22 protein-coding genes are annotated in these 22,809 nt (G+C 38.5%); 17 read left to right on the top strand and 5 right to left on the bottom strand.

Annotated features, from left to right (window positions below):
• Positions 1–74: 74 nt before the first annotated feature.
• The 7 genes from ACU8YW_RS18225 (at position 75) to entD (ending at position 7,535) form a co-directional block, all read left to right on the top strand.
• A complete protein-coding gene (locus ACU8YW_RS18225) occupies positions 75–413 on the top strand; it encodes a hypothetical protein (protein ID WP_113732328.1) in 339 nt (112 codons plus the stop codon).
• 317 nt (positions 414–730) lie between these two features.
• Positions 731–1,273 carry a DUF420 domain-containing protein gene (locus ACU8YW_RS18220; RefSeq protein WP_000228316.1) on the top strand — a complete coding sequence of 181 codons (543 nt, stop codon included), beginning with the start codon at positions 731–733 and terminating at the stop codon, positions 1,271–1,273.
• A 117-nt stretch (positions 1,274–1,390) separates the two neighbouring features.
• Positions 1,391–2,554: an iron-containing alcohol dehydrogenase gene (locus ACU8YW_RS18215; protein WP_046956536.1), complete on the top strand. Its 1,164-nt coding sequence runs from the start codon at positions 1,391–1,393 to the stop codon at positions 2,552–2,554.
• A gap of 168 nt (positions 2,555–2,722) precedes the next feature.
• On the top strand, positions 2,723–3,475 hold the full coding sequence (locus ACU8YW_RS18210) for a DeoR/GlpR family DNA-binding transcription regulator (RefSeq protein ID WP_088064242.1): 753 nt from the start codon (positions 2,723–2,725) through the stop codon (positions 3,473–3,475).
• The gene (gene pfkB, locus ACU8YW_RS18205; RefSeq protein ID WP_060487493.1) at positions 3,472–4,383 is read left to right on the top strand and encodes a 1-phosphofructokinase; all 912 of its coding nucleotides are present in this window, start codon (positions 3,472–3,474) and stop codon (positions 4,381–4,383) included. The genes ACU8YW_RS18210 and pfkB overlap by 4 nt, the downstream gene beginning before the upstream one ends.
• A gap of 13 nt (positions 4,384–4,396) precedes the next feature.
• Positions 4,397–6,256: a PTS fructose transporter subunit IIABC gene (locus ACU8YW_RS18200; protein WP_087984988.1), complete on the top strand. Its 1,860-nt coding sequence runs from the start codon at positions 4,397–4,399 to the stop codon at positions 6,254–6,256.
• 346 nt (positions 6,257–6,602) lie between these two features.
• Positions 6,603–7,535 (top strand): cell wall-binding protein EntD, encoded by a 933-nt coding sequence (entD, locus tag ACU8YW_RS18195; protein WP_088064240.1) that lies wholly within the window; start codon positions 6,603–6,605, stop codon positions 7,533–7,535.
• Between the two features lie 62 nt (positions 7,536–7,597).
• Here entD and ACU8YW_RS18190 read toward each other — a convergent pair whose 3' ends face one another.
• Complete coding sequence (locus ACU8YW_RS18190; RefSeq protein WP_000814419.1) at positions 7,598–7,843, bottom strand: hypothetical protein; 246 nt, start codon at positions 7,841–7,843, stop codon at positions 7,598–7,600.
• A gap of 181 nt (positions 7,844–8,024) precedes the next feature.
• On the opposite strand from ACU8YW_RS18190, the gene miaA reads away from it, so the two are divergent.
• Both miaA and hfq read left to right on the top strand, forming a co-directional pair.
• A complete protein-coding gene (gene miaA, locus ACU8YW_RS18185) occupies positions 8,025–8,978 on the top strand; it encodes a tRNA (adenosine(37)-N6)-dimethylallyltransferase MiaA (RefSeq protein ID WP_426933819.1) in 954 nt (317 codons plus the stop codon).
• A gap of 21 nt (positions 8,979–8,999) precedes the next feature.
• The gene (gene hfq, locus ACU8YW_RS18180) at positions 9,000–9,224 is read left to right on the top strand and encodes an RNA chaperone Hfq (RefSeq protein ID WP_000813896.1); all 225 of its coding nucleotides are present in this window, start codon (positions 9,000–9,002) and stop codon (positions 9,222–9,224) included.
• 80 nt (positions 9,225–9,304) lie between these two features.
• Here the strand turns inward: hfq and ACU8YW_RS18175 are convergent, their stop codons facing one another.
• Together ACU8YW_RS18175 and ACU8YW_RS18170 are read right to left on the bottom strand one after the other, a co-directional pair.
• Entirely contained in the window at positions 9,305–13,012 is a 3,708-nt protein-coding gene (locus tag ACU8YW_RS18175) for a Gly-Xaa-Xaa repeat protein (RefSeq protein WP_446893990.1), read from the bottom strand.
• 116 nt (positions 13,013–13,128) lie between these two features.
• The gene (locus tag ACU8YW_RS18170) at positions 13,129–14,091 is read right to left on the bottom strand and encodes a tyrosine-type recombinase/integrase (RefSeq protein WP_088064237.1); all 963 of its coding nucleotides are present in this window, start codon (positions 14,089–14,091) and stop codon (positions 13,129–13,131) included.
• Positions 14,092–14,356: 265 nt separating this feature from the next.
• On the opposite strand from ACU8YW_RS18170, the gene spoVK reads away from it, so the two are divergent.
• On the top strand, positions 14,357–15,313 hold the full coding sequence (gene spoVK, locus ACU8YW_RS18165; protein ID WP_087982006.1) for a stage V sporulation protein K: 957 nt from the start codon (positions 14,357–14,359) through the stop codon (positions 15,311–15,313).
• Positions 15,314–15,343: 30 nt separating this feature from the next.
• On the opposite strand, the gene ACU8YW_RS18160 is transcribed toward spoVK, so the two are convergent.
• Entirely contained in the window at positions 15,344–15,481 is a 138-nt protein-coding gene (locus tag ACU8YW_RS18160; RefSeq protein ID WP_165775587.1) for a hypothetical protein, read from the bottom strand.
• Between the two features lie 99 nt (positions 15,482–15,580).
• Complete coding sequence (locus ACU8YW_RS18155; protein ID WP_000312270.1) at positions 15,581–16,204, bottom strand: trimeric intracellular cation channel family protein; 624 nt, start codon at positions 16,202–16,204, stop codon at positions 15,581–15,583.
• A gap of 92 nt (positions 16,205–16,296) precedes the next feature.
• On the opposite strand from ACU8YW_RS18155, the gene hflX reads away from it, so the two are divergent.
• From hflX to ACU8YW_RS18120, 7 genes are all read left to right on the top strand, one after another.
• Positions 16,297–17,571, top strand: coding sequence for a GTPase HflX (gene hflX / locus ACU8YW_RS18150; RefSeq protein WP_446894116.1), 1,275 nt, complete (start codon positions 16,297–16,299; stop codon positions 17,569–17,571).
• On the top strand, positions 17,564–18,835 hold the full coding sequence (locus tag ACU8YW_RS18145; RefSeq protein ID WP_000460307.1) for a methionine gamma-lyase family protein: 1,272 nt from the start codon (positions 17,564–17,566) through the stop codon (positions 18,833–18,835). The genes hflX and ACU8YW_RS18145 overlap by 8 nt, the downstream gene beginning before the upstream one ends.
• 175 nt (positions 18,836–19,010) lie before the next feature.
• Positions 19,011–19,400 carry a transcriptional repressor GlnR gene (gene glnR / locus ACU8YW_RS18140; RefSeq protein WP_000656785.1) on the top strand — a complete coding sequence of 130 codons (390 nt, stop codon included), beginning with the start codon at positions 19,011–19,013 and terminating at the stop codon, positions 19,398–19,400.
• Between the two features lie 48 nt (positions 19,401–19,448).
• The gene (glnA, locus tag ACU8YW_RS18135; RefSeq protein ID WP_000135338.1) at positions 19,449–20,783 is read left to right on the top strand and encodes a type I glutamate--ammonia ligase; all 1,335 of its coding nucleotides are present in this window, start codon (positions 19,449–19,451) and stop codon (positions 20,781–20,783) included.
• A 305-nt stretch (positions 20,784–21,088) separates the two neighbouring features.
• Complete coding sequence (locus tag ACU8YW_RS18130; RefSeq protein WP_001102620.1) at positions 21,089–21,412, top strand: PadR family transcriptional regulator; 324 nt, start codon at positions 21,089–21,091, stop codon at positions 21,410–21,412.
• Complete coding sequence (locus ACU8YW_RS18125; RefSeq protein WP_097889939.1) at positions 21,405–21,947, top strand: DUF1700 domain-containing protein; 543 nt, start codon at positions 21,405–21,407, stop codon at positions 21,945–21,947. Before ACU8YW_RS18130 ends, ACU8YW_RS18125 begins: the two co-directional genes overlap by 8 nt.
• Positions 21,948–22,754 (top strand): DUF4097 family beta strand repeat-containing protein, encoded by an 807-nt coding sequence (locus ACU8YW_RS18120; RefSeq protein WP_088064234.1) that lies wholly within the window; start codon positions 21,948–21,950, stop codon positions 22,752–22,754. It begins immediately after the preceding gene.
• Positions 22,755–22,809: the final 55 nt, after the last annotated feature.

Here is a 22,809-nt window from a genome sequence, read left to right as displayed (position 1 = left end):
ATAGAAACAAGTAATTACTATTGTCATAGTGAATATAAACTTTTTTCTTGACTTTTTATATGAAGGCGAGCAAAATGGTAAAAAAGGAAGGGGGGATGACGATGGAAGAGTACGTACTAGAGCTGTATAACTTGTTATATACGACAGAATGGCAAGATATTGTTTCATTTTTAGGAATAATGTTTTGTATGAAAATTGTAATTGTATATATGGAAGAGCAAGGTATGTTCTATTCCTTCTCATCTCCGTTCGATGTGCAGCGCGAGCCGTTGCCAAACTATGCCAAGGTAAATTACGAACAATTTCCTTTTGTGATTTTCTTTATGATTCGATTTATAACAGCAATTGTAAAGAAAAAGGAAAGTGACGATGAAGAGTGCCATTCAACTTGTAATATAGCGACTGCTTTTTAAGCTAAATACAAGGAGGAGATTTATATGTGGTTTCGATTTCTTATGATTGGTTTCTTTTCATTAACAGCAATTTCTTTAATGGGATATCAAGTGTCTGAAATTTATCAAGCATATAGCAATACATTTTTTAACAAAAACTAATTACATTGCTATTTAAATAATAAAGCGATAAAATCCTTCTTAAGAAGTTTTATTAAGAAGGATTTTTTTCTTTGCGCTGTCTTACTGTGTCAAACTATTGTCACATTTACACTGTGAATAATATGTTAAAATAGTGAGGTTACGTATACATATTTGAAGGAAGAGGAGTGACCATTTTGGTGGATCAATCAACTAATCAGAAAAGCTATGCTCCTATTGTGATAACGCTTTCTGTAATTGTAAATGCGATTATTTTATTTTTGTTCTTTGGACCTGTTGGCTATGAAGGAGAAGTACATTTTGATGTAACAATTTTACCAATGTTAAATGCAATTTTTAATAGCTTTACGTTCGTATTCTTATTAGCAGCTTTATACTCTATTATTAAGAAGAATGTGAAAATGCACCGTGGTTTCATCTTAGCAGCATTTACAACGACGTTGCTATTTTGTGTTTCTTATTTATCGTATCATTACTTGGCGCCAGCAACACATTTTGGCGGAGAAGGATTCATTAAATATGTGTATTTCATCATTTTAATTACACATATTATCCTGGCAGCAATTATTGTACCACTTGCATTGTTTGCACTTGTATTTGGTTTTACAAATCAATTAACACGTCATCGTAAAATTGTACGTTGGACGATGCCAATTTGGTTATATGTAAGTTTATCTGGTGTTATTGTTTACTTAATGATCTCACCTTATTATCAATAAAAAATCTCAGCCTTTAGGCTGGGATTTTTTTTGTTAGGCAAATATTTTTGTGAAATGAAAAAAATATGGTATACAAAAGTATAGTTGCTTTTCATATAGAAGGGATGGTAAAGGGATATGCAAAATTTTGTATTTCGTAATCCAACGAAACTTATTTTCGGTAAAGGTCAATTGGAACAGTTAAAAACTGAAATTCCACAGTTCGGTAAAAAAGTTCTTCTCGTATACGGGGGAGGCAGCATTAAAAGAAACGGTATTTATGATAATGTAATTTCTATTTTAAAAGATATAAATGCGGAAATATTTGAATTGACAGGTGTTGAACCGAATCCTCGTGTATCAACTGTAAAGAAAGGGATTCAAATTTGTAAAGATAATGGTGTCGAATTCATATTAGCGGTTGGCGGAGGAAGTGTAATCGACTGTACGAAAGCAATTGCTGCTGGTAGCAAATATGATGGAGATGTATGGGATATTGTAACGAAAAAAGCATTTGCTAGTGAGGCGTTACCATTTGGTACGGTACTTACGCTTGCGGCAACAGGATCTGAAATGAATGCTGGTTCTGTAATTACAAACTGGGAAACGAATGAAAAATATGGCTGGGGTAGCCCAGTTACTTTCCCGCAGTTTTCGATTTTAGATCCAGTTCATACTGCGTCTGTGCCGAGGGATCAAACAATTTACGGTATGGTAGATATTATGTCACATGTATTAGAGCAATATTTCCATCATGGAACAAATACAGAATTACAAGATCGTTATTGTGAATCTGTTTTAAAAACAGTAATTGAAACTGCTCCTAAGCTTTTAAGTGATTTAGAAAATTATGAGCATAGAGAAACCATTTTATATTGCGGTACTATGGCGTTAAACGGTATTTTAGCGATGGGAGTAAAAGGAGATTGGGCGACTCATAATATTGAACATGCAGTTTCTGCAGTTCATGATATACCACACGGGGGTGGCCTTGCGATTTTATTCCCGAACTGGATGAAGCGTGTTGTAGATGAAAATGTAAGTCGTTTTAAACAGTTCGCTATTCGCGTATTCGATGTAGAAACAGATGAAAAGACTGATCGAGAAATTGCGTTAGAAGGAATTGAGGCGTTACGTCAATTTTGGACTTCAATTGAGGCACCAGTAACGTTAGCGGATTACGGTATTGGGGAAAATGAAATTGATTTAATGGCTGATAAAGCGATGGCTTATGGTGAATTTGGTAACTTTAAAAAATTAAATAAAGACGATGTTTTAAGTATATATAAAGCTTCTTTATAAGTGAATCGAAAAAAGAAACCCATTTGATATAACAATCAAATGGGTTTCTTTTTTGTTGTTTATAACTGTTTATAACTGTTTGTGACTGTTTCTGGTTATTTGTGAATGTTTATGGTTGATTTTTGTGATCGTTTTCATTATACTGTAATCAAAGAAGAGGTGAATAAAATGTTAACTCCTGAACGTCATCAAATGATATTGCAACTTGTAAAAGAGCAGAAGGTTGTTAAATTACAGCAATTAGTGGAAAGGACAGAAAGCTCTGAATCAACAATTCGTCGTGATTTAGCGCAATTGGAAAAGCAAAGGTTATTAAAAAGAGTTCATGGTGGTGCTGCTGTTTTAACAGGAAAAGGACAAGAGCCAACGATGGTTGAAAAATCATCCAAAAACATTCAAATAAAACAACAAATTGCTAACTATGCGGCTAGCATTGTTGAACAAGGTGATTGCATTTATTTAGATGCAGGAAGTACAACATTTGAAATGATTCCATTTTTAATAAATAAAGATGTTACTGTCGTTACGAATGGACTTATGCATATTGAAGCTTTAGTTGAAAATAATATTCGTGCGTATTTACTAGGCGGAATGATGAAAAGTAGGACGAAAGCTTTAATTGGTGCTATGGCACAGGAAAGCATGCAGAAGTACCGTTTTGATAAATGTTTCTTAGGAGCGAATGGTGTGCATGAACAGCTTGGTTTTACAACTCCAGATCCAGAAGAGGCACTTTTAAAACAAATGGCATTAACATTAGCAAACGAAGGATATTTCTTAATTGATGAAAGTAAGTTTTCAGAAGTTGCGTTTGCGAAAATTGCCAATGTTGAAGAAGCAAATATTATTACAAACTATTTAGAAATTGATTTAGAAAAATATAAAAGACAAACCAATGTAATTGAGGCTGATAAACAATGATCTATACAGTTACTTTAAACCCATCTATTGATTATGTAGTACAAGTTAATTCCTTCGATTTAGGAGCAGTAAATCGAGCAGAGAAAGATATGAAATTTCCTGGAGGGAAAGGCATTAACGTTTCTCGTGTTCTTCATCGTTTAGGTGTTGAAAATGTAGCGCTTGGATTTACTGGTGGATTTACCGGTCGATTTATTAAAGATGTATTACAGGCGGAAGGTGTAACAACAAACTTCGTCCAAGTAGACGGTGATTCCCGAATTAATGTGAAAATAAAAGGGCAAGAAGAGACAGAATTAAATGGGCAAGGTCCTAATGTGACAAATGAACAATTTGAACAATTAATGAAACAAATTGAAAGTATGAGGCAGGGAGATTGTGTTGTACTAGCTGGAAGTGTACCGGCGTCTATCTCAACTACTTTTTATGAATCAATCGCAGCGCTCGGAGCTGAGAAAGGTATTCGCGTAGTAGTTGATGCAAGTGGAAGTGCGCTGCAGCATGTAATTAAAAATAAACCATTTTTACTAAAGCCTAATCATCATGAACTTGGTGAGTTATTCGGAGTAGAGATTTCAACAGTAGAAGATGTTTTACCGTTTGGAAGAAAATTAGTTGAACAAGGTGTAGAGCACGTTATCGTATCAATGGCTGGAGATGGGGCTTTATTATTTACGGCAGAAGGTATATATGAAGCAACTGTTCCAAAAGGTGTTGTAATTAATTCGGTCGGGGCCGGAGATTCTCTCGTTGCAGGATTTGTAGGTAAATATGAACAGACAAAAGATATTGAAAAGGCATTTCAATATGGCGTTGCAACAGGGAGTGCAACAGCATTTTCAGCTGATTTATGTGAAAAAGAAAAAGTAGAAGAATTATTGTCGCAAGTAATTGTAACTAAGCGATAGGGGGAAGTAACATATGAAAATTACAGAACTATTAAAAAGGGATACAGTTATTATGAACTTGACAGCTTCAAATAAAGAAGCTGTCATAGATGAATTAGTTGAGAAATTAGACGGAGCAAATCGTTTAAATAGTAAAGCTGAATTTAAAGAAGCTATTTTAAAGCGAGAGTCACAAAGTACGACTGGTATAGGGGAAGGGATTGCAATACCTCATGCGAAAACAAAAGCTGTTAAGCAACCAGCGATTTGTTTTGGTAGAAGTGTAAGCGGTATCAACTATGAATCGCTTGATGGGCAGCCTGCACATTTATTCTTTATGATTGCTGCGAGCGAAGGGGCGAATAATACTCATTTAGAAACGTTATCGCGCCTATCTACATTATTAATGGATGAAGGATTTCGTAAGCAATTGTTAGAAGCGAAGGATGAAGAGGAACTTCTTCGTTTATTTGATGAAAAAGAGAATGAAAAAGAAGAAGAAGACATTGAAGTTGCAAAACCAGAAGGAAATGAACCATACGTACTAGCAGTTACGGCTTGCCCAACTGGAATCGCTCACACCTATATGGCAGCGGATAGCTTGAAAGCAAAAGCAGCAGAGCTAGGAATAGCGATTAAAGTTGAAACGAATGGATCAACAGGTATAAAAAACGCTTTAACGAAAGAGGACATTGAACGAGCAACAGCTATTATCGTTGCCGCAGATAAACAAGTAGAAATGAACCGTTTTGCTGGGAAGCATGTTATTCAAGTGCCAGTCGCTGATGGGATTAGAAAAACGGAAACACTTCTTAATCGAGCTGTAAAACAAGACGCGCCAATCTTTAATGGAATAAAGGAAGATGGGAAGACAGAAAGTACAGAGAAAGAAAAAGGTTTAGGAATTTATAAGCACTTAATGAACGGTGTAAGTAATATGCTTCCATTCGTTGTGGGTGGAGGAATTTTAATTGCACTAGCATTTTGGATTGGTGGTATAAAAGCAGAAGGACCATTGGCTGAATTGTTAATGTCTATTGGTGGAGGCAAAACAGGTGCGTTTTTATTCCTCGTACCAATTTTAGCTGGATTTATTGCGAGTTCTATTGCTGATCGTCCAGGATTTATGCCTGGTGTTGTCGGTGGATTTTTAGCAGCACATGCGAATGCTGGATTTTTAGGGGGATTAATTGCTGGTTTCTTAGCTGGGTATGTTGTTTTAGGATTGAAAAGATTATTTTCAGGATTACCAGCACAGTTAGAAGGAATTAAACCTGTATTGTTATATCCGGTCTTTGGATTGTTGATTACAGGAGTTGTTATGCAAAAAGTAGTAATTCCGCCTGTAGTAGCATTGAATGAAATGTTAACAGGATGGTTAAATGGTTTGAACGGTACAAATGCTATATTACTAGGTCTTATATTAGGTGGTATGATGGCAATTGATATGGGTGGTCCAATTAATAAAGCTGCATTTACATTTGGTATTGCTGCAATAGAAGCGCAGAACTTTGGCGTACACTCTGCTGTTATGGCCGGTGGTATGGTACCACCATTAGCGATTGCATTCGCAACTACTTTCTTTAAATCAAAATTTACTGAAGCAGAGCGTAAATCTGGTTTAACAAATTATATTATGGGAGCATCGTTTATTACAGAAGGTGCGATTCCATTTGCAGCTGCAGATCCGATTCGAGTAATAGTAAGTTGTGTTGTTGGTTCAAGTATTGCGGGTGCATTATCTATGTTATTCCAAATTACATTACCAGCACCGCATGGTGGATTGTTTGTTATCGCATTAGTAAATAAACCGGTGCTATATATTTTCTCGATATTCATAGGGACAGTTATTTCAGCTCTTATGATGGGGATTTGGAAAAAGAAAGTTAAATAACACATGAAAAAGGAGTAGCTTTTATTAGCTGCTCTTTTTTATTACAAAAAAGGAGTTAATAATTGGAGAATGATGAATTTTGGTAAAAGATGTAATGAAATATGGTTTTTTTGTAACAAAAAAGTAATACTGTAATTTTTTTTGGAAAAAAATTCTGGGCTAGTATGTGGAAAATATATGAAAACTATTGGGGATTCTATTAGAAATGGAATTCATTAATATGGAAATTTATGTTACAACTCATTAATCGTGTATTACGAATGGTTTGTAATTGTGTGATTTCTAAAAATCCTAAAAATCTGTTGCTATAATGAAAATACGAAAACAAAGCAAATGGAGGCTATTCATGAAAAAATTATTAGGTATAGCAACGGCGGCAGTTTTTGGTCTTGGGATTTTTGCAGGTTCTGCGAAAGCAGAAACGATTGTAACAACAGACGTATTAAATGTTAGAGAAAACCCAACTGTAGAGTCAAAGCTTGTAGGTAAAATGTTAAGTGGAAATAAATTAGATGTTATAAATACAGAAAACGGATGGGCAAAAATTAAATTAAATGGTAAAGAAGCGTTTGTAAGTGCTGAATTTACAAAAAGTACATATTATGTAACGCCGGGCGTGTTAAATGTTCGTGCTGGAGCGAATACTGACTCTGAAATTCTTGGTAAACTGAATAAAGATGATGTAATTGAAACGACAAATCAAGTTCAAAATGAATGGTTACAATTTGACTATAATGGAAAAACGGGATATGTTCACATGCCATTTTTAACAGGGACGGCACCTGTAATTGAAAAGAAAGAAGTTGTAACGCAAGAAGAGGCGCCAGTAAGAGTAAATACGCCAGTTAAAAATAATAAAGTAGTTAAGAGCAAAGAGTCTGTTAAAAATGTAGAATCAAGTAAACCTGTAGCAAAACAGCAGTCAACTACGAAACAAGTTACGAAATCTACTGAAACAAGTGCACCTGCTGGTGGACGTGAAATAACAGTAGAAGCGACAGCGTATACAGCACATCCAAGTGAGAATGGTACGTATGGTGGTCGTGTATTAACTGCAATGGGGCATGATTTAACAGCAAATCCGAATATGAAAGTAATTGCTGTTGATCCTAAAGTAATTCCGCTTGGATCAAAAGTATGGGTAGAAGGATATGGAGAAGCGATTGCTGGAGATACTGGCGGTGCGATTAAAGGGAATCGTATTGATGTATTAGTCGGTTCAGATGGTAGTGCCGATAGCTGGGGGCGCAAATCTGTAAAAGTAAAAGTTATAGAGTAGTGTATATGTATTAATATAAAAGGCGGTTGCTTGAACGTGTGTAAGCAACCGCCTTTTATGGATCATTGAAAAGGATAAATAGTTTTACCTGTAATAATTTTATATGCACTGCAAAATTGATTTTGTATATACTCTGTATTTTTATTTTCTGGATGTAATGTTGTTTCTTGGAGAGTAGAATGAAAAGAACGTAGCAAACAATTTAAGGCGAAATATAATTCTTCTTGTGAACAATTTTGTTCTTTTGTAGCAGTAGCTAAAATAAGGTCTTTTGTTAAAGATGAAAAATTGATGGTGGATTGTTTCATAGTCAACTCATCCTCTCGAAGGTATTTTTAATCATGTATATGCGGAATTGGACAAACTATGTTCTTTTTTATTTATAATTTCATGTACCGAAATGAAAGAACTTGCAATCATGCCGTTAAAATTGGTAAGATTGGATATAATCAATAGATGGAGTACATTACATAAAGAGAGTTGAATGATATGGGAGAAGTGCAACGTGAAAAAGTTGCTGTCATCATTGGACCAACTGCTGTTGGAAAGACGAAGTTAAGTATTGATCTTGCCAAAGCGTTGAATGGTGAAATTATAAGTGGAGATTCCATGCAGATTTATCGTACGATGGATATTGGAACTGCAAAGGTGACAAAAGAAGAGATGGATGGAATTCCGCATTATATGGTCGATATAAAAAATCCGGAAGACTCATTTTCTGTTGCCGAATTTCAAGAACGTGTTCATAAGCATATTCGAGAGATTACAGAGCGTGGTAAATTGCCAATTATCGTTGGTGGAACTGGTCTGTATATACAATCTGTTTTATTCGATTATCAGTTTACGGATGATGCTGGCGATACTATATACCGAGAACAAATGGAAAAGTTAGCATTAGAACGTGGTGTGGAATATGTACATAAGAAATTACAAGAAGTAGACCCAGAAAGTGCTGAGCGTATTCATGCAAATAATGTACGTCGTGTCATTAGAGCGTTAGAAATTTTCCACACGACGGGTGAAAAGATGAGTGATCAACTTGAAAAACAAGAAAACGAGTTATTATACGATGTTTCCTTGATTGGCTTGACAATGGATCGAGAAATGCTATACGATCGCATTAACTTACGAGTTGATATAATGATGGACCAAGGGTTATTAGAAGAAGTAGAAGGATTGTATAATAGAGGGATACGAGATTGTCAATCTATTCAAGCGATTGGGTATAAAGAGATATATGATTATTTTGAGGATCGTGTCTCTTTAGAAGAAGCGGTATCACAATTAAAGACGAATTCACGTCGTTATGCAAAGCGTCAATTAACGTGGTTCCGTAATAAGATGGATGTCACGTGGTTTGATGTTACAGGCGGTGAAAAAACGTCAGAAATTTTACGATACATAGAAGGAAAGTTACAACTAAAGTCGAATAATAGTAAGTAGAGAAAAAGAGGAGGATTCGACATGAAGCAATCAATCAATATTCAAGATCAGTTTTTAAATCAACTCCGTAAAGAAAATACGTTTGTTACGCTGTACTTATTAAATGGTTTCCAGCTTCGTGGATTAATTAAAGGATTTGATAATTTTACAGTCCTACTGGAAACAGAAGGTAAGCAACAGCTTATTTATAAACATGCAATTTCTACATTTGTACCACAAAAAAATGTTTCAATTGAATTAGAGTAGTAATGAATTATTGTACATAACAAAAAAAGAGCGAATTTCTCGCTCTTTTTTTATTTGCCATAAACGATACATAGTGAAATTTAAGCGATTCTAAATACAGTAAGGCGAATGTTAGTGTTTCCTGTTTCAGGAATTGTAATTTCGCTAAGGGTAGGTTTGACGGAAATGTTTGCGCCGGCAGCTAATGTTTCGATCGTAGTGAATGAAAGTGAGTCGCCTATTAGATTTGAAGAGAAGTTGTCAGTTGCGACTGCTCCATTTATTGAAATTCCTACTCCAAGTGGGGCGCATCCTGGTGCAGTTGTAGAGATGGATACGCTAATGACATAAATACCAGCGTTGATAACAGTAACTGTATCTGTGCCATTGAAGATAATGTTGTTTACGTTGATTGCAGTATTAAAAATGAAGTTGTTAAATTGGAGTACTGTTTGTTGAATGTTGTTTGTAACAACAATTGTTGCTACAGGGAAGCTAGGTCCAGTAGGCCCGGTTGGTCCAGTAGGTCCACCAGAAGGTCCAGTAGGTCCAGTAGCTCCTATACCAGTGGCGCCAGTAGCACCTGTTGGTCCTTGAACGCCTTGAGGTCCCGTGGCACCGGTAGCGCCCGTGTTACCTTGAACGCCTTGAGGTCCGGTAGCACCCGTGTTACCTTGAACGCCTTGAGGTCCGGTAGCACCCGTGTTACCTTGAACGCCTTGAGGTCCAGTAGCACCCGTGTTACCTTGGGCCCCTTGAGGTCCCGTGGCACCAGTAGCACCCGTGTTACCTTGAACGCCTTGAGGTCCAGTAGCACCCGTGTTACCTTGAACGCCTTGAGGTCCCGTGGCACCAGTAGCACCCGTGTTACCTTGAACACCTTGAGGACCAGTGGCACCAGTGGTACCAGTGGCACCAGTAGCACCTGTATTACCTTGAACACCTTGAGGTCCAGTAGCACCAGTAGCGCCTGTGTTACCTTGAACACCTTGAGGTCCAGTAGCACCAGTGTTACCTTGAACACCTTGAGGTCCAGTAGCACCAGTAGCGCCTGTGTTACCTTGAACGCCTTGAGGTCCAGTAGCACCCGTAGCACCAGTGTTACCTTGAACACCTTGAGGTCCCGTGGCACCGGTAGCGCCTGTGTTACCTTGAACGCCTTGAGGTCCAGTAGCACCAGTGGCACCAGTGTTACCTTGAACACCTTGAGGTCCCGTGGCACCAGTAGCACCCGTGTTACCTTGAGTACCTTGAGGACCAGTGGCACCAGTAGCACCCGTGTTACCTTGAGTACCTTGAGGACCAGTGGCACCAGTAGCACCCGTGTTACCTTGAACGCCTTGAGGTCCAGTAGCACCCGTGTTACCTTGAACACCTTGAGGTCCAGTAGCACCAGTGGCACCAGTGTTACCTTGAACGCCTTGAGGTCCAGTAGCACCCGTGTTACCTTGAACACCCTGAGGACCAGTGGCACCAGTGTTACCTTGAACACCTTGAGGACCAGTGGCACCAGTAGCACCTGTATTACCTTGAACACCTTGAGGTCCAGTAGCACCAGTAGCGCCTGTGTTACCTTGAACGCCTTGAGGTCCAGTAGCACCAGTAGCACCAGTGTTACCTTGAACACCTTGAGGTCCAGTGGCACCGGTAGCGCCTGTGTTACCTTGAACGCCTTGAGGTCCAGTAGCACCAGTGGCACCCGTGTTACCTTGAACACCTTGAGGACCAGTGGCACCAGTAGCACCCGTGTTACCTTGAGTACCTTGAGGACCAGTGGCACCAGTAGCACCAGTGTTACCTTGAACGCCTTGAGGTCCAGTAGCACCAGTGGCACCCGTGTTACCTTGAACACCTTGAGGTCCAGTAGCACCAGTGGCACCCGTGTTACCTTGAGCCCCTTGAGGTCCAGTAGCACCAGTAGCGCCTGTGTTACCTTGAACGCCTTGAGGTCCAGTAGCACCAGTAGCGCCTGTGTTACCTTGAACACCTTGAGGACCAGTGGCACCAGTAGCACCCGTGTTACCTTGAGTACCTTGAGGACCAGTGGCACCAGTAGCACCCGTGTTACCTTGAACACCTTGAGGTCCAGTAGCACCAGTAGCGCCCGTGTTACCTTGAACGCCTTGAGGTCCAGTAGCACCAGTGGCACCCGTGTTACCTTGAACACCTTGAGGTCCAGTAGCGCCAGTAGCGCCCGTGTTACCTTGAACACCTTGAGGTCCAGTAGCACCAGTGGCGCCCGTGTTACCTTGAACACCTTGAGGTCCAGTAGCACCAGTAGCGCCCGTGTTACCTTGAGGTCCTTGAGGACCAGTAGGTCCAGGAGGCCCACCAGAAGGTCCGGTAGGTCCGGTAACTCCTATACCAGTGGCACCGGTAGCACCAGTGTTACCTTGAGGCCCAGTAGCACCCGTGTTACCTTGAATACCTTGAGGTCCCGTGGCACCAGTAGCGCCTGTGTTACCTTGAACGCCTTGAGGTCCCGTGGCACCGGTAGCACCAGTAGCACCTGTGTTACCTTGAACGCCTTGAGGCCCAGTGGCACCCGTAGCACCTGTGTTACCTTGAGGTCCCGTGGCACCCGTAGCACCCGTGTTACCTCGAGGCCCAGTGGCACCCGTAGCACCCGTGTTACCTTGAGGTCCCGTGGCACCCGTAGCACCCGTGTTACCTCGAGGTCCCGTGGCACCCGTAGCACCCGTGTTACCCTGAGGCCCAGTGGCACCAGTAGCGCCTGTGTTCCCTCGAGGCCCAGTGGCACCAGTAGCGCCCGTGTTACCTTGAACGCCTTGAGGTCCCGTGGCACCAGTAGCGCCCGTGTTACCTTGAGGCCCAGTGGCACCGGTAGCACCGGTAGCACCCGTAGCACCCGTGTTACCTCGAGGTCCCGTGGCACCAGTAGCGCCCGTGTTACCTTGAGGCCCAGTGGCACCGGTAGCACCCGTGTTCCCTCGAGGCCCAGTGGCACCCGTAGCACCCGTGTTACCTTGAGGACCGGTAGCACCAGTAGCGCCCGTGTTACCTCGAGGACCGGTAGCACCAGTAGCGCCTGTGTTACCTCGAGGCCCAGTGGCACCAGTAGCGCCCGTGTTACCTTGAGGCCCAGTGGCACCGGTAGCACCTGTGTTACCTTGAACGCCTTGAGGCCCAGTGGCACCAGTAGCGCCCGTGTTACCTTGAGGTCCGGTAGCACCAGTAGCGCCCGTGTTACCTCGAGGACCGGTAGCACCAGTAGCGCCCGTGTTACCTCGAGGACCGGTAGCACCAGTAGCGCCCGTATTACCTCGAGGTCCGGTAGCGCCAGTAGCGCCTGCTGGCCCAGTAGGCCCGGTAGGTCCTTTAATGAATGAAGCAGAATTAACTAGAGCGGTTTGTAATGCTGCTATTAATTTAAGAAGCTCTTGAAGTGTGCAAGGGTCGATTCGGAATAGTTTTGTAATGTATAGTAAATAATTAATTAGATTTTGAAGCTCGATAAATACAGCGCTTGCTACGAAGGTTGGATTTTTTAATATAGTTATTAAGTTTTTAATAATAGCTAACCCTTGTGCTTTCAGGGAGGAAGTAGCGTCTAGTGAACAAATAAATTTACTTAGTAGGTTCAATGTATCGATTAGATCTTCAATGTTTTGAGGAGATGGATTTGCGAAAAGTTTTGGGATTATTTTTGTTAAATCAATAATGATTGCACGGAATGTTCTAAGTTGTACCTTAGTAACTGGGATTGATGGGGTATTTGGGATTCGTCCGGCGCTACTTGGAAAGCATGGTTTGGAGAATTTGTTCTGACTGTCGTTAAAATGAGACATTAAATCTCTCCTTTCTCATGAGGATATGAACGAAACTCATCATAGTAGATGCAAAAATTAGTTAAATGGTCATAGTAAAATCGTTTGTTTAAAGAAAAAATAGAAAAAACGCCTTATCATAAGGCGTTTTTTCTATTTTCTGCGTATTGATAATATCGTTTTAGTGAAACTTTTGATTTGAATCCAGCTAGTTTTATAATTTCTGACTCCGGAGTTTCTTTTTTTATTAAGTTTAAAATATAGGTGTTACGAAAGTGTTGTCCTGAGATTCCTTTGCGTAAATTAGCTCTAGATACTTCAAGGCGAATCATTTTTTGGATAGCGATTTCTGTTAATCCCTTCGGTGCATCATTTTCGTATACCCATCTGTATGTTCCACGATTAAAATCAAATGCGATAAATAATGGGTCATGGCTATGATATTTTGGACGAACGGGTTCAGGGATGCTTTTGTAATAAGCATATAGTTGTTTTTTGTCTTCGTTAGTTAATGTAATTGTTCTTTCTACCCCTGCGGTTGCTGGGATAGATAATGTGTTAGTTTCAAAGTGGACGTGATGCAGAGTTAATGCTGTAAGTTCCTGTAAGGATAATCCATAGTCGATTAATAAGTTTAAAATAACGATATTACGATCTATCAATAAAGGGCGCACAGGACGTTGTTTTTCTGAAAGTCCTTCCAATGAAGAGACTATATGTTTTAATCTTTTTTCCTCATCAGATGAAATGAAATCTTCATCGCGAAGCCTGCGGTCTGGTTGGATAGAAATTTCCATATTCTTTAATGGATTAGGGATGTTTAGAAAGTGATGCATTCTATTTAATACAATAAATACACGGTGCATCGTTTTCTCTGAGTAATGTCGATTCTTTTTTAAGTCGAAAAAATAATCTTCATAGTCTTTTGTACAAAGTGTAGCCCATATATTACTGGAAGGGAGCTTTTTGTTTTTTTTTAACCAATGTCCGAAATCTTCAATGTCATAAACATAACGTTTAATGGTTGAAGGTTTTCGGCCTTTATTCAATAAAAAAATAGAAAAGGCTTGTATTGTATCATGGAATTCCGTTGTCTCCATAGTCCCACCACCTTCATTATTTCTTATATTATAGCAAACTTTTCTGAAAATAGTCATTTGCAAGGGAGACAGGAATAATAATATTTGGTGAGTGGATAAAGCGAAATTTTAATCAGTGGGATTTTGTTAATCCATCGCTGATCATTAGCCTGCACCAATCGGGCATTTACGGGCAATTATCTGCCGCCTAACTTCCTAATATTTGCTGAATTTTGAGGTGGGAGTCTTACTGCTCGCAAATAGCGGGATAAAATGAGGTGATTGTATGGAACAATCGATGCGAAAGAAAAATAATAATCAAATTAATATTGTGTTAAATCATCGAAAGAAAATTTCTTTACCAGCCGCAGAAAATAAAACAGTAATTTCAAATGAAACTACTACGAAACATGAGATGCTGCAAAGAATTGAAGAAGAAATGGGAAAGCTTATTGGGATGGATGATATAAAAAAGATAATAAAAGAAATATATGCTTGGATTTATGTAAATAAAAAAAGACAAGAAATAGGGTTAAAGTCTGAGAAGCAAGTACTCCATATGTTGTTTAAAGGGAATCCAGGTACAGGGAAGACAACTGTTGCTAGAATGATAGGGAAATTGTTGTTTGAGATGAATATTCTATCAAAAGGGCACTTAGTTGAAGCTGAACGTGCGGATCTTGTAGGAGAGTACATCGGTCATACAGCTCAAAAAACAAGAGATTTAATAAAAAAAGCAATGGGAGGTATTTTGTTTATTGATGAGGCGTATTCATTAGCCCGAGGGGGAGAAAAAGATTTTGGGAAAGAAGCAATTGATACACTCGTAAAGCATATGGAAGATAAACAACACGGTTTTGTATTGATATTAGCCGGATATTCAAGAGAAATGAATCACTTTCTTTCATTAAATCCAGGTCTGCAATCACGTTTTCCGTTTATAATTGAATTTGCGGATTACTCAGTAAATCAGCTGTTAGAAATAGGGAAGAGGATGTATGAAGAACGTGAATACCAGTTATCGAAAGAGGCTGAATGGAAATTTAGAGATCATTTACATGCCGTAAAGTACTCATCGCAAATTACATCGTTTAGTAATGGAAGATATGTACGGAATATTGTTGAAAAATCGATTCGTACACAGGCTATGCGGTTGTTGCAAGAGGATACGTATGATAAATATGATTTAATTGGGATATCAAGTTGTGATTTGATGCTTGAAGAGGAGACGCACAGTACGTAAACTGTGCGTCTGTTTTTTGTATAAGTGCTTTTACTCTTTTTTTGCTTTTTCTTGATAAGATTTATGGAAGTGTTCCATTTTAGCGCTTTTTTCGTGTGCAGAATTAGGATCGTGTCCAATTTGACCTACTGAGCTTTTTTGAGCGCCTTTATTAACATGGTTTGTCATTTGTATTCACCTCGCTTTGAGGATTAGTATAAACATTATGTAAAGAAAAACTCATTAGAAAAGAAAAACCTCTTTACGATATGTAAAGAGGTTAGATTGCTATTTATGCATTGAACGTTCTTTTGTATCGATACGTCTATGCGGTAAATGCCATTTGTAATGAATAGAAACCATGCGGAAGCAAACAATTAAAATGAATAAGGTATATAGAGCCCAATCGCTAACAATAATTTGAGCGCCGATTAAGAAACCTGCTAGAATCGTCCAAAAGGCATATACTTCAGCTCGAAGGACGAGAGGTTTTCTGCGGGCTAAAAGATCGCGGATGATACCACCGCCAATACCAGTTAAAACAGCTGCTACGATTGTAGCGCTAATTGGTAAATTTAATTTTTGAGCATATAATGCTCCTTGTACGGCGAATGCTGATAAGCCAATAGCATCAGTGATATTTTCCCACTTTTTCCAATGTCTAATTAATTTATTAGGAAAAAGAAAAATAATCGTCATTGATAGTAGTGCGATTTGGAATAACATGTCTTGTTGCCAAAACGCGACAATCGGATAACCGATTAATAAATTACGAAGGGCACCTCCCCCAAATGCGGTTGCCATTCCTAAAATATACACCCCGAAAATATCATAATCCTCTTCCATTGCAACAATGGCTCCGCTTAGTGCGAAAGCGATTGTGCCTATGATGCTAAAAATCTCCCATGCCATGAATTTTCTCCCCCGCTAACTAGATGAAATGTGCTTCCTCTGCTATTATATTAGAAGGTTTAAATTTCGAAAAGGATGAGTGAACATATTTGATGGAAGAAAAAGAAAAAGTCATATTAGTAGGCTGTCAATTGCCACAAGATGATGATGAAAAGTTTATGTATTCCATGAAAGAGCTTGCATCGCTAGCGAAGACTGCACGAGCAGAATTGTTAGTGTCTACAACGCAAAAACGACCGAAGTTTCATCCGGCGACCTATATAGGTAAAGGTAAATTAGAAGAGCTTACAATGTTAACGGAAGAATTAGAACCGGATGTTATCGTATTTAATAACGAATTAACGCCGAGTCAAATTCGGAATTTATCCTCAGTATTAGATGCGAGGGTGATTGATCGAACGCAACTAATATTAGATATTTTTGCGCAACGTGCGAAGTCGAGGGAAGGTAAGCTTCAAGTAGAATTAGCTCAGTTGCAATATACAATGCCACGTCTTATGGGGCAAGGATTGTCTTTATCACGTCTTGGTGGTGGTATTGGAACGAGAGGGCCGGGTGAGACGAAACTTGAGACGGATCGTCGTCATATTCGATCACGCGTTGATGAAATAAAGAAACAACTTGCAGTTGTTGTGGAGCATCGAAAAAGATATCGTGAGAGAAGAAAAGATAATAAAGTATTTCAAGTTTCATTAATAGGGTATACGAATGCGGGAAAATCTACACTGTTTAATAGATTGACGGAAGCAGATACGTTTGAAGAAAACTTGTTGTTTGCAACGCTAGACCCGACGACAAGGAAGATGCCGTTACCTTCAGGTTATACAGTATTACTAACTGATACGGTGGGCTTTATACAAGATTTACCTACGTCATTAATTGCTGCTTTTCGTTCGACATTAGAAGAAGCTGGTGAAGCGGATGTTATTTTACATGTAGTTGATTCAGCGGATCCTAATTATGTAGGGCATGAGAAAACAGTAAAACAATTATTGTCAGAACTTGAAATTAATCATATTCCTATTATTACGTTATATAATAAAAAAGATGAATTACATCAAAACTTTATTCCGTTTCCGAAAAGTGACTTCTTAATGACTAGTGCCTTTGAACAAAGTGATTTATTGCATATAAAAGAAGCGATAGAAACGAAAATGAAGGAAGAAATGAATCGTTATCAAGTGGAAATTCCACCGAGTGAAGGTAAGTTGTTAACGCTATTAAAGACGGAGACGCTATTAACAAAGATGGAGTTTCTGGAAGATAAATTTGTATATAATTGCGTGGGGTATATTTTTGCTCATTCATCGCTTAATGTGCAATTAAAGAGATTTTTAGTGGAAGAAGGAGAAAATAAAAATGTTTGATCGTTTGAAAAATGGAGAAAAAATTGCTCCAATCGTAAAAGAAGTAGAGAGCCAGATTACAGAAGTACATAAACGCGCGGATGAAGTAATTGAAAGCAATCAGTTTCGAGTGTTAGAAAGTTTCCGTAAACATAAAATTAGTGACTCGCATTTTATTCCGACGACAGGTTACGGTTATGATGATATTGGCCGTGATACGTTAGAAAAAGTGTATGCGGATGTATTTGGAGCGGAAGCGGGTCTTGTTCGTCCGCAAATTATTTCAGGTACTCATGCTATTTCTACAGCGTTATTCGGTGTTTTACGTCCGGGAGATGAGTTATTGTACATCACTGGCAAACCGTATGATACATTAGAAGAAATCGTTGGTGTACGCGGAAAAGGTGTAGGTTCATTTAAAGAATATAATATTGGTTATAATGCAGTTCCGCTTACTGAAGAGGGGCTTGTTGATTTTGGAGCTGTTGCGACTGCAATTCATAGTAATACGAAGATGATTGGGATTCAGCGCTCAAAAGGTTATGCTACTCGTCCATCGTTTACTATTTCTCAAATTAAAGAGATGATAGCATTCGTTAAAGAAATTAAACCTGATGTTGTTGTGTTTGTAGATAACTGTTATGGTGAGTTTATTGAAGAGCAAGAACCATGTCATGTAGGTGCAGATTTAATGGCAGGTTCGCTTATTAAAAACCCTGGTGGTGGAATTGTTAAAACTGGTGGTTACATTGTTGGTAAAGAACAGTATGTTGAAGCGTGTGCATATCGTTTAACATCTCCGGGAATCGGTGCGGAAGCAGGGGCATCTTTATACAGTCTGCAAGAAATGTATCAAGGTTTCTTCTTAGCGCCGCATGTAGCGGGACAAGCGCTAAAAGGTGCGATTTTTACAGCTGCATTTTTAGAGAAGTTAGGAATGAATACATCACCAGCATGGAATGCACCAAGAACAGATTTAATTCAGTCTGTTCAATTTGATGATAAAGATCGTATGATTGCATTCTGCCAAGCGATTCAATATGCATCTCCAATTAATTCTCACTTCACTCCATATGCCAACTATATGCCGGGTTATGAAGATGATGTAATTATGGCTGCGGGAACGTTTATTCAAGGTGCAAGTATTGAATTGTCAGCTGATGGTCCAATTCGTCCGCCTTATGTTGCTTACGTGCAAGGTGGATTAACTTATTCACATGTGAAGATTGCGATTTGTTCTGCAATTGATGCGTTAATTGAAAAAGAATTATTAACAATTTCTTAAGGGGAAGCTGTCGATTTCGACAGCTTTTTTCGTGTGAAAGTAATGATTAATCTCATTAGAAAAAAGAATGAAAAAATTTATAAAAAAATCATGTAAGAAAAGCTAACATCTATTGACACTAAACATAACATGGTATAAAATGAGAAGCAGTTAAGGCGAAGGAGGAACTGAAACAATGAAAGAAGATAGACGTTCTGCCCCGCTGTTTCCTATTGGTATTGTTATGGATTTAACACAATTATCTGCACGTCAAATTCGCTACTATGAAGAGCATAATCTTGTTTCTCCAACCCGTACAAAGGGGAATCGTAGATTATTTTCATTTAACGATGTAGATAAGTTGTTAGAGATTAAAGATTTATTAGATCAAGGCTTGAATATGGCTGGTATTAAACAAGTGTTACTAATGAAAGTAAATCAAACAGAAACAGTGAAAGTAAAAGAAGAAACGAAAGAAATTTCAAAAACTGAGCTTCGCAAAATACTTCGAGATGAACTACAACATACAGGTAGATTTAATCGGACTTCATTGCGACAAGGTGACATTTCAAGGTTTTTTCACTAAAGATAACTGATTCTGAAGGTGTTTAGAGGGACTAAGGAGGAATTTATAATGGCTAGGTACACAAGAGAAGATATTTTCCGTTTGGCGAAAGAAGAGAATGTAAAGTATATCCGCTTACAATTTACGGACCTTTTAGGAGTAATTAAAAACGTAGAAATTCCAGTGAGCCAATTAACAAAAGCTCTTGATAACAAAATGATGTTTGATGGATCTTCTATTGAAGGTTTCGTACGTATTGAAGAATCTGATATGTACTTATATCCAGATTTAGATACTTGGGTAATTTTCCCTTGGACAGCTGAAAAAGGAAAAGTAGCTCGATTAATCTGTGATATTTACAATGCAGATGGCACTCCGTTTGATGGCGATCCACGTAACAACTTAAAGCGTGTATTAAAAGAAATGGAAGCATTGGGATTCTCAGATTTCAATCTTGGACCAGAGCCAGAATTCTTCCTATTTAAAGTAGATGAAAAAGGAAATCCAACATTAGAATTAAACGATAACGGTGGATACTTCGACCTTGCGCCGATGGATCTAGGGGAAAACTGTCGTCGTGATATCGTTCTTGAACTTGAAGAAATGGGCTTTGAAATTGAAGCGTCTCACCATGAGGTTGCTCCAGGGCAACACGAAATTGACTTTAAATATGCAAATGCAATTCGCTCATGTGATGACATTCAAACATTCAAACTTGTTGTAAAAACAATTGCTCGTAAACACGGTTTACACGCAACATTTATGCCAAAACCATTATATGGTGTGAACGGTTCAGGTATGCACTGTAACTTATCACTATTCAAAAATGGTGAGAACGTATTCTTCGATCAAAACGGTGACTTACAATTAAGTGATGATGCTCGTCACTTCATCGCAGGTATTTTAAAACATGCACCAGCATTTACAGCGGTAGCAAATCCAACTGTAAACTCTTACAAGCGTTTAGTACCTGGATACGAAGCTCCTTGTTACGTAGCATGGTCTGCACAAAACCGTAGCCCATTAGTACGTATCCCTGCATCTCGTGGTATTAGTACACGCGTAGAAGTACGTAGTGTTGACCCAGCTGCAAACCCGTATTTAGTAATGGCTACATTATTAGCAGCAGGTCTTGATGGAATTAAAAACAAATTAACTCCACCAGCTGCAGTAGACCGTAACATCTATGTAATGACAAAAGAAGAGCGCGAAGAAGCAGGTATCGTTGACTTACCAGCAACATTAGCGCAAGCATTAGTTACATTACAATCTAATGAAGTAGTATGCGGTGCACTAGGAGAACATTTACTTGAGCACTTCATCGAAGCAAAAGAGATTGAGTGGGACATCTTCCGCACGCAAGTTCACCAATGGGAACGCGATCAATATATGTCTCTATACTAAGAGAGAAAAAAGCCTTGATACTACGGTATCAGGGCTTTTTTTTATTTGTGGGCAAATATAAAGGCTTGTGAAATGAATTAGATGGGTGCCCGCAAAGTGCTCGAAAAAAGTCATGTGGATTATTTAAAATGCGTGCTAGCTATGAATGAAAATGTGGAAGTTGAAATATGGTGTGGATGTATTTAATTCGAAAATTAAGTATTGAAAAATATAGTACCTTGCAATGAATAATACTAAGTGGTATATTATGGATATAACGGGTACCGTGTATTGAATAGTACTGAAATGAGAAAGGGGGATTGACCTTGAACGTTCAGTTTAAAAAAGGCGTGTTAGAACTGTGTGTTTTAGCACTTGTGAAACGTAAAGATTGTTACGGCTATGAACTTGTTCAGCAAATCTCAAATAAATTTTTAATATCGGAAGGGTCAGTGTATCCTTTATTACGTCGTTTAACGAAAGAAGGATATTTTCAAACGTATTTAAAAGAATCTACAGAGGGACCGCCTCGTAAATATTATCAACTAACTGAGCAAGGGGAAACGCAACTGAATTTGTTAGTAACGGAGTGGCGTGATTTTGCAAAAGGCGTACAAGAAATTATTGAAGGGGTGGAATGGGATGAGTAAAGAACAGTTTCTTAAAGAATTATCAAGTCATCTTAGAAAGTTACCGGAAGAAGAGAGGAAAGATATTTTATTTGATTATGAAGAGCATTTTCAGTTTGGAATAGAAAAAGGAAAAACTGAATCGGAAATAATAAAGGGCCTTGGCTCTCCGAAAGTAATTGCAAAAGACTTACTTGCTTTGTATCGCTTTGACGAAATGAAAAAGGACCCATCAACTACCAATATAACAAGGGCTGTTATGGCAGCGATTGGACTTAGTTTGTTTAATTTTATTATTGTGTTAGGCCCGTTAGTTGCAATTATTGCTTTTATATTTTCCTTCTGGCTCGGTGGAATTGCTAGTGTAGTGACACCATTTTTCGTTATTGGAAAAGTATTTATGGGTACTTTTATATGGTTGGATTTATTCGTTAGTATAACGTTTGTTGGAGTAGGTTTGTTGTTATGTATTATCGCTTATTATAGTACGAAGTGGTTTAAAAAGTTATGCGTACGTTATGTAATATGGAACTTCAAAATGATAAAAGGGGAGTAGATGATGAAGAAAATATTGTTAGTAGCTATCGCTTGTATCATTATTGGAGTAATAGGGATTTCACAAACATATGAAAAAGCAGTGCAAACTGCAGAAGAAGGAAATAAAGAAGACGTAATTAAAAACGAAACACTAAAAAATATAGAAGTTAAGTTAGATGCTGGGGATATTGTTGTCCAAAAATCTCCCGACTCTTCTTTTTATGTAAAGCAATCAGGAGATGTACGTAAACACGAGGTTCGTATTGCCGAAGATGGTGACACATTAAAAATTATTGGGGAAAGAGAAAAAGGTGCTTCATTTGATTTTTCTTTTTACGATTTTAGATTTCAAACGTCTACAATAACTCTCCTTGTGCCTGAACGTTCATACCAAGAGATAAAAATAAATTCATCAGCTGGACAAATAGAAATAAGTGATGTGAAAAGTGATTGTGTAAGTGTTGGGACACTCGCTGGAGAAGTAGATTTGAAAAATGTCACAGCAAAAAGTGTGGAAGGATCTTCAAAAGCTGGTGAGGTGAGCTTTAAGAAGGTAATAGGAAAAGTAACTGCGAAGTCGGCTAGCGGGGAAGTGCATATTATGGATCATGATCCTAAATATGATGTAGAGGCAAGTTCAACCGCTGGGGATGTAGATATTACTTTATTAGAAAAACCACAAGATGCAGTTATAACTGGGCAAAGTGCTGCTGGCGAAGTAATGATTTTTAATGAAGAAAATAAAAATATAACAATTGGCAATGGTAGTAAAAAGATTAGTGGTAAAACAGCTGCTGGCGATGTGACGATTGAAACTCGTTCATAAGAAATAAAATGTATGAAAATCTATCAAAATACAAAAAAAGAAGATAATTACCGTA

The sequence above is a fragment of the Bacillus pretiosus genome (assembly GCF_052947655.1).
The sequence above is the reverse complement of the archived record's forward strand: the minus strand, read 5'-3'. Positions and strand labels throughout refer to the sequence as shown.